14 protein-coding genes are annotated in these 11389 nt (G+C 68.8%); 9 read left to right on the plus strand and 5 right to left on the minus strand.

Annotated elements, in window-relative coordinates; genetic code table 11:
* Position 1: 1 nt before the first annotated feature.
* Genes urtD through urtA form a run of 4 tightly spaced genes read right to left on the minus strand, consistent with a single transcriptional unit; the run spans position 2 to position 4698 of the window.
* The gene (gene urtD / locus BM041_RS06745) at positions 2 to 757 is read right to left on the minus strand and encodes an urea ABC transporter ATP-binding protein UrtD (RefSeq protein ID WP_092957206.1); all 756 of its coding nucleotides are present in this window, start codon (positions 755 to 757) and stop codon (positions 2 to 4) included.
* Complete coding sequence (gene urtC, locus BM041_RS06750) at positions 754 to 1845, minus strand: urea ABC transporter permease subunit UrtC (protein ID WP_092957209.1); 1092 nt, start codon at positions 1843 to 1845, stop codon at positions 754 to 756. Before urtC ends, urtD begins: the two co-directional genes overlap by 4 nt.
* Entirely contained in the window at positions 1842 to 3410 is a 1569-nt protein-coding gene (urtB, locus tag BM041_RS06755; RefSeq protein WP_092957212.1) for an urea ABC transporter permease subunit UrtB, read from the minus strand. Before urtB ends, urtC begins: the two co-directional genes overlap by 4 nt.
* Positions 3411 to 3453: 43 nt before the next feature.
* Positions 3454 to 4698, minus strand: coding sequence for an urea ABC transporter substrate-binding protein (urtA, locus tag BM041_RS06760; protein WP_092957215.1), 1245 nt, complete (start codon positions 4696 to 4698; stop codon positions 3454 to 3456).
* A 304-nt stretch (positions 4699 to 5002) separates the two neighbouring features.
* Between urtA and BM041_RS06765 the strand changes: the two genes are divergently transcribed.
* Genes BM041_RS06765 through BM041_RS06805 form a run of 9 tightly spaced genes read left to right on the plus strand, consistent with a single transcriptional unit; the run spans position 5003 to position 11038 of the window.
* Positions 5003 to 5830, plus strand: a complete 828-nt coding sequence (locus BM041_RS06765) for an urease accessory protein UreD (RefSeq protein ID WP_175533775.1) — start codon at positions 5003 to 5005, stop codon at positions 5828 to 5830.
* 40 nt (positions 5831 to 5870) lie between these two features.
* Positions 5871 to 6173, plus strand: coding sequence for an urease subunit gamma (locus tag BM041_RS06770; RefSeq protein WP_092957222.1), 303 nt, complete (start codon positions 5871 to 5873; stop codon positions 6171 to 6173).
* On the plus strand, positions 6170 to 6475 hold the full coding sequence (locus tag BM041_RS06775; RefSeq protein ID WP_092957225.1) for an urease subunit beta: 306 nt from the start codon (positions 6170 to 6172) through the stop codon (positions 6473 to 6475). The genes BM041_RS06770 and BM041_RS06775 overlap by 4 nt, the downstream gene beginning before the upstream one ends.
* Positions 6475 to 8187: an urease subunit alpha gene (gene ureC, locus BM041_RS06780; protein ID WP_092957228.1), complete on the plus strand. Its 1713-nt coding sequence runs from the start codon at positions 6475 to 6477 to the stop codon at positions 8185 to 8187. Before BM041_RS06775 ends, ureC begins: the two co-directional genes overlap by 1 nt.
* Positions 8188 to 8196: 9 nt before the next feature.
* A complete protein-coding gene (locus tag BM041_RS06785; RefSeq protein WP_092957231.1) occupies positions 8197 to 8748 on the plus strand; it encodes an urease accessory protein UreE in 552 nt (183 codons plus the stop codon).
* Positions 8699 to 9427 (plus strand): urease accessory protein UreF, encoded by a 729-nt coding sequence (locus BM041_RS06790; protein WP_245761947.1) that lies wholly within the window; start codon positions 8699 to 8701, stop codon positions 9425 to 9427. The genes BM041_RS06785 and BM041_RS06790 overlap by 50 nt, the downstream gene beginning before the upstream one ends.
* Positions 9424 to 10050, plus strand: coding sequence for an urease accessory protein UreG (gene ureG, locus BM041_RS06795; RefSeq protein WP_092957234.1), 627 nt, complete (start codon positions 9424 to 9426; stop codon positions 10048 to 10050). The genes BM041_RS06790 and ureG overlap by 4 nt, the downstream gene beginning before the upstream one ends.
* On the plus strand, positions 10050 to 10607 hold the full coding sequence (locus tag BM041_RS06800) for a HupE/UreJ family protein (protein ID WP_092957237.1): 558 nt from the start codon (positions 10050 to 10052) through the stop codon (positions 10605 to 10607). Before ureG ends, BM041_RS06800 begins: the two co-directional genes overlap by 1 nt.
* Positions 10604 to 11038, plus strand: coding sequence for a bleomycin resistance protein (locus BM041_RS06805; RefSeq protein WP_092957240.1), 435 nt, complete (start codon positions 10604 to 10606; stop codon positions 11036 to 11038). Before BM041_RS06800 ends, BM041_RS06805 begins: the two co-directional genes overlap by 4 nt.
* Before the next feature lie 56 nt (positions 11039 to 11094).
* Here BM041_RS06805 and BM041_RS06810 read toward each other — a convergent pair.
* On the minus strand, positions 11095 to 11389 hold a 295-nt coding region (locus BM041_RS06810), incomplete at its 5' end, for a transposase (protein WP_175533776.1).

Consider the following 11389-nt stretch of genomic DNA (forward strand, 5'->3'; position numbering starts at 1 on the left):
CTCAGCGCCCCAGATACACTTCGATGACGCGCTGGTCGTTCTGCACATGGTCGATGGAGCCCTCCGACAGCACGCTGCCCTCATGCAGCACGGTCACACGGCGGCCGAGGGCGCGGACGAATTCCAGGTCATGCTCCACCACCACGACGCTGCGCTTGCCGGCGATGCGCACCAGAAGGGAAGCGGTCTGCTCGGTCTCGGCATCCGTCATGCCGGCGACGGGTTCGTCGACCAGCAGCAGCTCCGGATCCTGCATCAGTAGCATCCCGATCTCCAGCCATTGCCGCTGGCCGTGGCTGAGGATGCCGGCCAGGTCCTGGGCACGGTCGAGCAGGCCGGTCTCCTCCAGAGTCGAATCGATGCGGGTCTTCGCCTCACCGGTCAGCGCCCAGCGCAGGCAGGCCAGCGGACCGCGGGGCGCCTTGAGGGCGAGTTCCATGTTCTCGAACACCGTGAGCGCATCGAAGACCGTCGGCTTCTGGAACTTGCGGCCGATGCCGAGATTGGCGATGGCGGCCTCATCCAGCCGCGTCAGGTCGACCTCACCGAAGTTGATGGTGCCGGCCGTCGGCCGCGTCTTCCCGGTGATGACGTCCATCATCGTCGTCTTGCCGGCACCGTTGGGTCCGATCACCGACCGCAACTCCCCCGGCTCCACGATGAGCGACAGGTTGTTCAGCGCTCGGAAGCCGTCGAAGACGACGGAGACGCCATCGAGGTAGAGCCTGCGACCCCCCTTGGGCGGCTTGTTGCTCATGCGCCGCGCCCCTTCAGCAGGCCGATCAGGCCCTTGGGCAGGAACAGGGTCACCAGCACGAAAAGCCCGCCCAGGACGAAGAGCCAGAGGTCCGGCGCCGCGCTGGTCAGCCAGGTCTTCAACCCGTTGACCGAGAAGGCGCCGAGGATCGCGCCCACCAGCGTACCGCGGCCACCGACCGCGACCCAGATCACGGCCTCGATCGAATTGGCCGGGCTGAACTCGCCGGGGTTGATGATGCCGACCTGCGGCACGTAGAGCGCGCCCGCCACGCCCGCGAGCATGGCGGAGAGCACGAAGGCGAAGAGCTTGTGGTGCGTGGTGTTGTAGCCGAGGAAGCGCACCCGGTTCTCCCCATCCCGGATCGCGGTCAGGACGCGGCCATACTTGCTCCGCGTGATGCGGGAGCAGAGGAGGAAGGAGGCGGCCAGCGCGATCAGCGAGGCATAGAACAGCCCCGCCCGCGCCGTATCCGTGTTCAGCGGCTGGCCCAGCAGTTCCTTGAAGTCGGTGAAGCCGTTGTTGCCGCCGAAGCCCATGTCGTTGCGGAAGAAGGCCAGCATCAGCGCGTAGGTCATGGCCTGGGTGATGATGGAGAGGTAGACGCCGGTGATGCGGCTGCGGAAGGCCAGCCACCCCAGCACCAGCGCCAGCACACCCGGCACCAGCACGACCATCAGCATGGCGAAGGCGAAATTGTCGAAGCCCAGCCAGTACCAGGGGAGTTCGCGATAGCCCAGGAAGACCATGAAGTCCGGCAGGACGGGGTGGCCGTACACGCCGCGCGGCCCGATCAGGCGCATGAGGTGCATGCCCATGGCATAGCCGCCGAGCGCGAAGAAGGCACCATGGCCAAGCGACAGGATGCCGGCATAGCCCCAGGCCAGGTCCAGCGACAAGGCGAGGATGGCGTAGCAGATCCACTTCCCCGTGATGCTGACGAGGAAGTCGGAGACATGCAGGGGGTGCGTGACCGGCAACTGGTTCAGCACCGGCATGGCGGCCAGCAGCAGCAGCGCGACCAGCAGGCCGGCCCGCAGGCCGAGCCGCGCGCGGGAGGCGGGGAGGGGGGTGGCCGTCGCGCTCATGCTTCCGCCGCCCGGCCCTTCTGCGCGAACAACCCGCGCGGGCGCCGCTGGATGAAGATCATGGCCGCGATCAGCACGAAGACCTTCGCCAGCACCGCGCCGGCCCAGGGCTCCAGGATCTTGTTGACGAGGCCGAGGCCGAAGGCGCCGACCAGCGTGCCCGCCAGCGACCCCACGCCGCCGAAGACCACCACCAGGAAGCTGTCGATGATGTAGCCGGTGCCGAGGTTGGGGGAGACATTGTCGATCTGGCTGAGCGCCACGCCGGCGATGCCGGCGATGCCGGAGCCAAAGGCGAAGGTCAGGGCATCGACGCGCCCCGTGCGGATGCCCATGGATGCCGCGATGGCGCGCTTCTGCGTCACGGCCCGCATCTCCAGCCCGAAGCGGGTGAAGCGGATGGCGGCCACCGTCAGCGCCAGCACGACCAGGGAGAAGGCCAGGATCCACAGGCGGTTCTGCGTCACGGGAATGTCGAAGGGCAGCATCAGCGTGCCCTGCATCCAGGGCGGGCTCAGCACTTCCCGGTTCTGCGCGCCGAAGACCAGGCGCACCGTTTGCTGGATCATCATGCCGACGCCGAAGGTCATCAGCAGCGTCTCCAGCGGCCGGCCATACAGATGCCGGATCAACCCGCGCTCCATCAGCGCGCCGCAGGCCGCGGCCACCAGGAAGGCGGCGGGGACCGACAGCGGCAGCGACCAGGGCAGCAGCCAGGGGATGCCGCGGCAGGCTTCCTGCACGATGAAGGTGGTGTAGGCGCCCAGCATGACGAATTCACCATGCGCCATGTTGATCACGCCCATCACGCCGAAGGTGACGGCGAGGCCGAGTGCCGCCAGCAGCAGGACGGAGCCGAGCGACAGGCCCTGGAAGAAGGTCTCCGCCGCGCGGCGCACGGCCAGGCGCCGGTCGATCGCCGCGACGGCGGCCTCGATCTGCGGCAGGATATCGGGGTTGGCCGCGCGCGCCTCCAGCAGCACGGATCGCGCTTCCGGCGAGGAGGAAGCGCCGAGCGCCTCCACGCCCAGCAGCTTCGCGGCCGGGTCGCTCGCCAGCAGGCGGGATGCGGCGAGTGCGATCGCCATGCGGTCCCGGATGCGGGGCACCGTCTCCCGCGCCAGGGCGGCGTCCAGCAGGGGCACGTTGTCGGCGCTGCGGCTGCGGAACACCGCCTCGGCGGCCGCCAGGCGCTCCGCCGGATCGGGGGAGACCAGTTGCAGGCGGCCCAGCGCGCCGCGCAGTGCCACGCGCACGCGGTTGTTGATGCGCAGCACCTCCGTGCCCGCGGCCTCGGTCGCGGCACCGGTCAGCACATCGGTGGTGGCGGTGCCGTCGCGGATGACCAGCGAATTGTCGGCGAGCTTGAGGAGCCGGCCATCGGCGAGGGCGCGCAGCACGGGGATGGCGCGGGGATCGGCGAGGGCACCGAGGCGGTCCACCGCCTCCGCCTGCGCGTTGAAATTGCCGGCGAGCCCCGGCAGGGCGGCGACGAAGGCATCCTGCGCCCGTGCCGGCAGCGCGGCGGCGAGCAGCAACAGGAAGGCGAGGAGCGTGTGCTTCATGAAGGGGTGTGGGGGCAGCCCGAAGGCTGCCCCCGTTTCCTGCTCAGCCGCGGCGGCGGTTCGCGTTCTCGGGGATGAAGGGGCTCCAGTTCTCGGCCACGATCGGGCCAGGAGTCCTCCACACGATATTGAACTGGCCGTCCGCCTGAACCTCTCCGATCATCACGGGCTTGGAGAGGTGGTGGTTGCGGTGCATCTCCAGCGTGTAGCCGCTGGGCGCGTCCACCTTCTGGCCGTACATCGCGGTCCGCACGGCATCGACATTCGTCGTGCCGGCCTGCGCTACGGCCTGCGCCCACATCTGGAAGCCGACGAGCGTCGCTTCCATCGGGTCGTTGGTCACGCGGCGAGGGTTGCGGATATAGGCCTGCCACATCGTCTTGAAGGCCGTGTTGGCGGGGCTGTCGACGGACATGAAGTAGTTCCACGCCGCCAGGTGGCCGACCAGCGGGCGCGTGTCGATGCCGGCCAGTTCTTCCTCACCGACCGAGAAGGCGACGGAGGGGATGTCTTCCGCCTTGATGCCCTGGTTGCCGAGTTCGCGATAGAAGGGGACGTTCGCGTCGCCATTGATGGTGGAGACGATGGCGGTCTTCTTGCCTTCGCCCGCGAAGCGCTTCACGCGGCTGACGATGCCCTGCCAGTCGCTGTGACCGAAGGGGGTGTATTCCTCCATGATGTCGCTCTCGGGGATGCCCTTCGAGATCAGGAAGGCGCGCAGGATGCGGTTCGTCGTGCGCGGATAGACGTAGTCGGTGCCGAGCAGCGCGATGCGGCGGGCGGAGCCGCCATCGGCGGACATCAGGTATTCCACCGCCGGGATCGCCTGCTGGTTCGGCGCGGCGCCGGTGTAGAAGATGTTGCGGCTCTCTTCCTCGCCCTCATACTGCACGGGGTAGAAGAGCAGGCCGTTCAGCTCCTCGAACACCGGCAGGACGGATTTGCGGGACACCGAGGTCCAGCAGCCGAAGGTGACGTCGACGCGGGAGACGGCGAGAAGCTCGCGCGCCTTCTCGGCAAACAGCGGCCAGTTGGAGGCCGGGTCCACCACCACCGCCTCGAGCCGCCGGCCGAGGATGCCGCCCTTGGCGTTCTGCGCCTCCACCATCATCAGCACGGTGTCGCGCAGCGCGGTCTCGCTGATCGCCATGGTGCCGGACAGGGAGTGCAGCACGCCGACGCGGATCGGCGCGGCCTGGGCGAAGGACGGGCGGATGGACGGCGCCGCGATGGCGGCGCCGAAGCTGGCAAGCGCAGCGCGCCGGGTGATCGGCATGCGATGGTTCATGGGAACGGGCCTCCTCAGGCATCGGGTCGTGGCGGACCGCGATGGACCTCTGTGGCCCCCCAGCTTCCGCCCCGCGATCGCAGTTGCGAGATGCGTGCCAGAGCGCCTGCATACGATCGGGCCATGGCGATCCTCGCTTTCGCGTTCTCGCACTATCGGCTGCCGCCCAAGAATCGGGCGATCACTGCCCGGGGGCCGGTTTCGGCGCTGCGGATCTGTGCAAGGTGTCAGTGCGGACACGCTTCGACCTTGCCGGAGCGCGTCCCTGTTTGCAGCGCCGCCAGCCCATGCCACGCTGCGACCGATGCCAATCAACGCGCCGCCGGCGCCTTCCCACCAGCGCTCCCGCGGGCGCGCCGAACTCGGCCTGGTTGCCGCGCCCGGAGGCGCGCGCATCGCCCATCTCTACCAATCCTCCCCGCTCCGCATCCTGTTCCCGGACAGCGATCCGGCGGAGCCCAAGCAGGCGGCATTGGTGAATGTCGCGGGCGGCCTGGCGGGCGGCGATTCGCTGGAGGTCGCGATCACGCTCGGCCCCCGCGCCCGCTTCACCGCCACCACGCCGGCGGCAGAAAAAATCTATCGCACGCTGGGGCCGGAGACGGAGATTGCCTCGACCCTGCGACTCGAAGGCGGTGGCGTCTGCGAGTGGCTGCCGCAGGAGACGATCCTCTTCGACGGTGCGCGGCTGACGCGCCGCATGAAGGTGGACATGGCCGCCGATGCCACGCTGCTGGCGGCGGAAATGCTGGTGCTGGGCCGCGCGGCCCGCGGCGAACGCTTCACCCAGGGCGCGGTGCATGACCGCTGGCGCGTCCGGCGCGACGGGCGGCTGGTCTGGGCCGACGCCTTCAGGCTGGCTGATCCCGCCGCGGCAGCATCGCCCTTCGTGCTCGACGGGGCCGGGGCGGTGGCGACGCTGCTTCTGGCCGCGCCGGAAGCCGCCAGCCACCGTGACCTGCTGCGCGACCTGACCGATGGCCGGGCCGGCGTCGTCGCGCCCGGCCTGCTGGTTGCGCGCTGGATGGGGGAGGCCGGCGCCGTGCGTGCCGGCGTCGCGGGCGCCCTGGTGGCGCTGCGACAGGCCGCGCTATCGCTGCCGCCCCGCCTGCCAAGACTGTGGCGCACATGATCCGGCCTGCGCCATGCTGGGCGCGAATGAGAGGTGACGCATGAACCTGACGCCGCGTGAGAAGGACAAGCTGCTGGTGGCCATGGCCGCCACCGTGGCGCGACGGCGCCTGGAACGCGGCGTGAAGCTCAATCATCCGGAGGCGGTGGCCCTGATCACCGACTACGTCGTCGAGGGCGCGCGGGATGGCCGCAGCGTCGCCGAATTGATGCGCGATGGCGCCACCGTCGTGACGCGCGACCAGGTGATGGAGGGCATTGCCGAGATGATTCTCGAAATTCAGGTCGAGGCTACCTTCCCGGACGGCACCAAGCTGGTGACTGTCCATGAGCCCATCCGATGATCCCCGGCGAACTCTTCCCCGCCGAGGGCGAGATCGACCTCAATGTCGGCCGCCCCGTGACCGATATCGAGGTCGCCAACACCGGCGACCGCCCGATCCAGGTCGGCAGCCACTATCATTTCGCGGAAACCAACCCCGCCCTTCGCTTTGACCGTGCGGCCGCGCGCGGCCAGCGGCTCGACATCCCCGCCGGCACGGCGGTGCGGTTCGAACCGGGCCAGTCGCGCAGCGTGAAGCTGGTGCCCTATAGCGGCGCCCGCATCGTGCACGGGTTCCGCGGTGAGACGGAGGGCAAGCTCTGATGGCCGCGAGACTCTCCCGCCGCGCCTATGCCGGCATGTATGGCCCGACCACGGGCGACCGCCTGCGGCTTGCCGATACCGACCTGGTCATCGAGGTCGAGCGCGACCTGACGATCTATGGCGAGGAAGTCAAGTTCGGCGGCGGCAAGGTGATCCGCGACGGCATGGGGCAATCCCAGGTCACGCGCGCCCAGGGCGCCGTCGATACCGTCATCACGAACGCGCTGATCGTCGACCACACCGGCATCTACAAGGCCGATGTGGGGCTCAAGGACGGGCTGATCCACAGCCTCGGCAAGGCCGGCAACCCGGATACGCAGCCCGGCATCACCATCATCATCGGCCCGGGCACGGAAGTGCTGGCGGGTGAGGGCCGCATCCTGACCGCCGGCGGCATCGACCCGCATATCCACTTCATCTGCCCGCAGCAGATCGAGGAAGCGCTGGTCTCCGGCGTCACCACCATGTTCGGCGGCGGCACCGGCCCGGCACATGGCACGCTGGCCACTACCGTGACACCCGGCCCCTGGCACATGGAGCGGATGCTGCAGGCCGCGGAAGCCTTTCCGATGAATCTCGGCTTCCTCGGCAAGGGCAACGTCTCCCTCCCCGCGGGGCTGGAGGAGCAGGCGCTGGCGGGGGCGGCGGGCTTCAAGCTGCATGAGGATTGGGGCACGACGCCGAAGGCGATCGATACCTGCCTCCGCATCGCGGACCAGTACGACATCCAGGTCGCCATCCACACGGATACGCTGAACGAGAGCGGCTTCGTTGAGGATACCATCGCCGCGATCGCCGGCCGCACCATCCAGGCCTTCCACACGGAAGGCGCGGGCGGTGGCCATGCGCCAGACATCCTCAAGGTGATCGGCCACCCGAATTTTCTTCCGTCCTCCACCAATCCGACGATGCCCTACACGCGCAACACGGTGGATGAGCATCTCGACATGCTCATGGTGTGCCATCACCTCGACCCGCGGATTCCGGAGGATGTGGCCTTCGCGGAGTCCCGCATCCGCAAGGAGACCATCGCGGCGGAGGACATCCTGCACGACCTCGGCGCCATCTCCATGATGTCGTCCGACAGCCAGGCGATGGGGCGGGTGGGGGAGGTGATCATCCGCACCTGGCAGACCGCGCACAAGATGAAGGCGCAGCGCGGCCGACTGCCGGGCGAGACGGGCGACAACGACAATCTTCGCGTCCGCCGCTACATCGCCAAATACACGATCAACCCCGCCATCGCGCAGGGCGTGGCCACGCATGTCGGCAGCATCGAGATCGGCAAGCTCGCGGACCTCGTCCTGTGGTCGCCGGCCTTCTTCGGCGTGAAGCCGGATTATGTGCTGAAATGCGGCACGATCGCGATGGCGCCGATGGGCGATCCCAACGCCTCCATCCCCACGCCGCAGCCCATCCACTACCGCCCGATGTTCGGCAGCTATGGGCGGGCCAACACGCTGTCCGCCGTCACCTTCGTGTCCGGCGCCTCCATCGGGGCCGGGATCGCGGAGCGCTACGGCCTGGCCCGCAAGCTGCTGCCGGTGGTGAATACCCGCGGCGGCATCAGCAAGAAGGACATGGTGCTGAACAGCCACCTGCCGCGCATCGAGGTCGATGCCGAGACCTATGAGGTCCGCGCCGATGGCGAACTCCTGGTCTGCGAACCCGCCACCGTGCTGCCCATGGCGCAGCGCTACTTCCTGTTCTGAGAGAGGCTGATGCCGAATACGACGCCACCCCGCGCGCTTGCCGTCCACGCCGCCGGCACCTGGCCGGAAGCCGAGCAGCGCGACACCGTCCATGTCGACTTCGACGACCGCTACCGCCGCCGGAAGATGTACCTGACGGAGCGCGGCGGTTCCTTCCTGCTGGACCTCGCGGAAGCCACCGTGATGCGCGATGGCGATGGGCTGGAACTGGAACATGGCGGCTTCATCCGCGTGAAGGCGGCAGCGGAGGATCTGGTGGAGGTCACCGCACCGACGCCGGCGCTGCTGCTGCGCCTCGCCTGGCATCTCGGCAACCGGCACCTGCCGACGCAGTTGGCGGGCGATAGCATCCTGATCCGGCATGACCACGTCATCATCCGGATGCTGGAGGGCCTGGGCGCGACGCTGCGGAAGGTGCGCGCGCCCTTCAATCCCGAGGGTGGCGCATACGGAGAGCACAACCGCCTGCCGGCGCATCCCCACGGCCATGGCCATGCGCATGACCACGACCATGACCATGACCACGAACACGGGCCCGACTGCCATCACCACGGGCACTGATCCCGCCGCCCTCGCGCGGCTCCTCGCCTGGTTGTCGCCGGCCTATCCGATCGGCGCCTTCTCCTACAGCCATGGGCTGGAGATGGCGGTGGAGGATGGGGCGGTGACGAAGCGCGACCACCTCGTCGCCTATGTCGAGGCCGCGCTGCTGCACGGCGCGGGCGCCGTCGATGGCGGGTTGCTGGCGCTGGCCTGGCGGGCGGCCGCGGCCGGCGATGACGAGATGCTCGATGATCTCACGGAACTCGGCGCCTGCTGGCGCGGCACGGCGGAGTTGGCGCTGGAGGCGACGCAGCCGGGGCACGCCTTCGCACTCGCCACCAACGCCGCGTGGCCGGAGCCTCGCTTCGCCGCCTATGCCGCGCGCAACCCGGGGCGGCTGACCCATGCGGTCGCCTTCGGCGCGGCGGCGGCGTTCCACGGCATCACGCTCCGCGACGCCGTCTTCGGCTGGCTCACGGGCTTTGCCAGCAACATCGTCTCCGCCGGCGTGCGCGTGGTGCCGCTGGGGCAGACCGATGGGCAGGTGGCGACGGCGGCGCTGCTGCCGATCGTGCTGCGCGCGACCGAGGCGGCGCTGGCTGTCACGGATCCCGACGACCTCGGCGCCGCGGCCTTCGCGATCGACATTTTCTCCCTGCGTCATGAGACGCAATACACGAGGCTGTTCAGATCATGAGCAATGGCCCCTTCCGCGTCGGCATCGGCGGCCCCGTCGGTTCCGGCAAGACGGCGCTGGTGGATCGGCTGTGCAAATACATGCGCGACCACAACGACATCGCCGCCATCACCAACGACATCTACACCAAGGAAGACAGCGAATTCCTGACGCGCAGCGGTGCGCTGGACGCCGACCGCATCATGGGGGTCGAGACCGGCGGCTGCCCGCATACCGCGATCCGGGAGGATGCCTCCATCAACCTCGCCGCGGTGGCGGAGATGTCGGCGCGGCATCCGACGCTGGAAGTGCTGTTCATCGAAAGCGGCGGCGACAACCTGGCCGCCACCTTCAGCCCGGAACTCGCTGACCTCACGATCTACGTCATCGATGTCTCCGCCGGCGACAAGATCCCCCGCAAGGGCGGGCCGGGCATCACCCGCAGCGACCTGCTGGTGATCAACAAGATCGACCTGGCGCCGCTCGTCGGCGCCGACCTCGGCGTGATGGACCGCGACGCGAAGAAGATGCGCATCGCGCGGCCTTTCATGTTCACCAACCTGAAGGAGAACAAGGGCGTGGCAGAAATCGCAGCCTTCATCCTGGCCGCTGGCGGCCTCACCCGGCGAGAGGTGGTCGCGTGATGCGCCGTTTCCTGACGCTCGCGGCGCTGCTGGCGCCGGTCCCGGCCTTCGCGCATGGCGCGGGCGACCATGTGCATGGCGTCGTCGCGGGGCTGATGCACCCGGTCGGTGGCCTGGACCATGTGCTGGCCATGGTGGCCGTCGGCCTCTGGGCCGGGCTGATGGGCGGCCGCGCCCTGCTGGCGCTGCCCGCGCTGTTCCTCGGCGGCATGGCGCTGGGTGGGGCGCTTGGCATGGCCGGCATGGCGCTGCCGATGGTGGAGGGCGGCATCCTGGCCTCCGTCATCATCCTGGGCGCGCTGGTCGCGTCCTCCGCGCGCCTGTCGCTCGGCCTCGCGCTGCCGGTCGTGGCGGCGTTCGGGCTGCTGCATGGCAATGCGCATGGGCTCGAACTGGCGGCCGGCAATGGCGCGCTGGGCTATGCGGCGGGCTTCCTGGTGGCGACGGCCGCGCTGCATGGCCTGGGCGTGCTGGGCGCGCTGCGGCTTTCCGCGCTGCCGGTGCGCATCGCGGGCGGGGCCATGGCGGCGGCGATGGTGCTGGCCATCCTGGTGTGAGTTTCGCTTACAACAAGCTCGTCCCGGAGCTGCTGGTCTCGGAGCTTCCGGCCAGCCTCCGCTTCTGGGGCGGGCTTTGCGGCTTCGCGGTCGCCTATGGCCGGCCGGAGGACGGCTTCGCCTACCTCCACCGCGATGGGGTGCAGGTGATGTTGGAGGAAGCCTTCCGACCGGGCCGGCGCTGGATCACCGGCCCGCTGGAACGCCCCTTCGGGCGGGGGATCAACCTGCAGATCCAACTCCTCGCCATCGCGCCGGTGCTGGCGGCGCTCGAAGCTGCCTCCTGGCCCCTTTACATGGCACCGGAGGAGAAATGGTACCGGGCCGGGAACCGTGAATCCGGCGTGCGGCAGTTCATCGTCCAGGACCCGGATGGCTACCTGCTGCGCTTCCAGGAATCACTCGGGATGCGGCAGGGACGCGGCGCTTAGGTCACTACTATGACTTAAGCCGATTATGCCGTTTAGGCGGACTTATACCAACGCCCTCAACGGTTGACCTGTGCGTAGTCGCGGGTGGCGATGGAGGTGATGCGGCTTGGATCGTTGATGAGGGCGTTCCAGGCATCGCAGCACGCATCGACGATAGCGTCGTAGGTTTCGTAGACCCGGTTGCTGAGCTGGTTCTGGCGCAGGAACTGCCAGACGTTCTCGACCGGGTTCAACTCGGGCGAGTAGGGCGGCAATGGTAGCAGGCTGATGTTCTCCGGGACCTGGAGCTTGCCGCCGGTCTGGTGCCAGCCCGCGCCATCGAGAGTGATGACGGCATGGGCGCCTGGAGCG

The organism is Falsiroseomonas stagni DSM 19981 (assembly GCF_900114315.1).
GTDB classification, from domain to species: Bacteria; Pseudomonadota; Alphaproteobacteria; order Acetobacterales; family Acetobacteraceae; genus Falsiroseomonas; species Falsiroseomonas stagni.

Bases quoted from the DNA above. Each gene is read 5' to 3' on its own strand.
- ureC (WP_092957228.1), top strand. From the start codon at position 6,475: ATGGCCGCGAGACTCTCCCGCCGCGCCTATGCCGGCATGTATGGCCCG.
- ureG (WP_092957234.1), top strand. From the start codon at position 9,424: ATGAGCAATGGCCCCTTCCGCGTCGGCATCGGCGGCCCCGTCGGTTCC.
- BM041_RS06800 (WP_092957237.1), top strand. From the start codon at position 10,050: ATGCGCCGTTTCCTGACGCTCGCGGCGCTGCTGGCGCCGGTCCCGGCC.
- urtA (WP_092957215.1), bottom strand. From the start codon at position 4,698: ATGAACCATCGCATGCCGATCACCCGGCGCGCTGCGCTTGCCAGCTTC.
- BM041_RS06775 (WP_092957225.1), top strand. From the start codon at position 6,170: ATGATCCCCGGCGAACTCTTCCCCGCCGAGGGCGAGATCGACCTCAAT.
- BM041_RS06765 (WP_175533775.1), top strand. From the start codon at position 5,003: ATGCCAATCAACGCGCCGCCGGCGCCTTCCCACCAGCGCTCCCGCGGG.
- urtB (WP_092957212.1), bottom strand. From the start codon at position 3,410: ATGAAGCACACGCTCCTCGCCTTCCTGTTGCTGCTCGCCGCCGCGCTG.
- urtD (WP_092957206.1), bottom strand. From the start codon at position 757: ATGAGCAACAAGCCGCCCAAGGGGGGTCGCAGGCTCTACCTCGATGGC.
- BM041_RS06790 (WP_245761947.1), top strand. From the start codon at position 8,699: ATGACCATGACCACGAACACGGGCCCGACTGCCATCACCACGGGCACT.
- urtC (WP_092957209.1), bottom strand. From the start codon at position 1,845: ATGAGCGCGACGGCCACCCCCCTCCCCGCCTCCCGCGCGCGGCTCGGC.
- BM041_RS06770 (WP_092957222.1), top strand. From the start codon at position 5,871: ATGAACCTGACGCCGCGTGAGAAGGACAAGCTGCTGGTGGCCATGGCC.
- BM041_RS06785 (WP_092957231.1), top strand. From the start codon at position 8,197: ATGCCGAATACGACGCCACCCCGCGCGCTTGCCGTCCACGCCGCCGGC.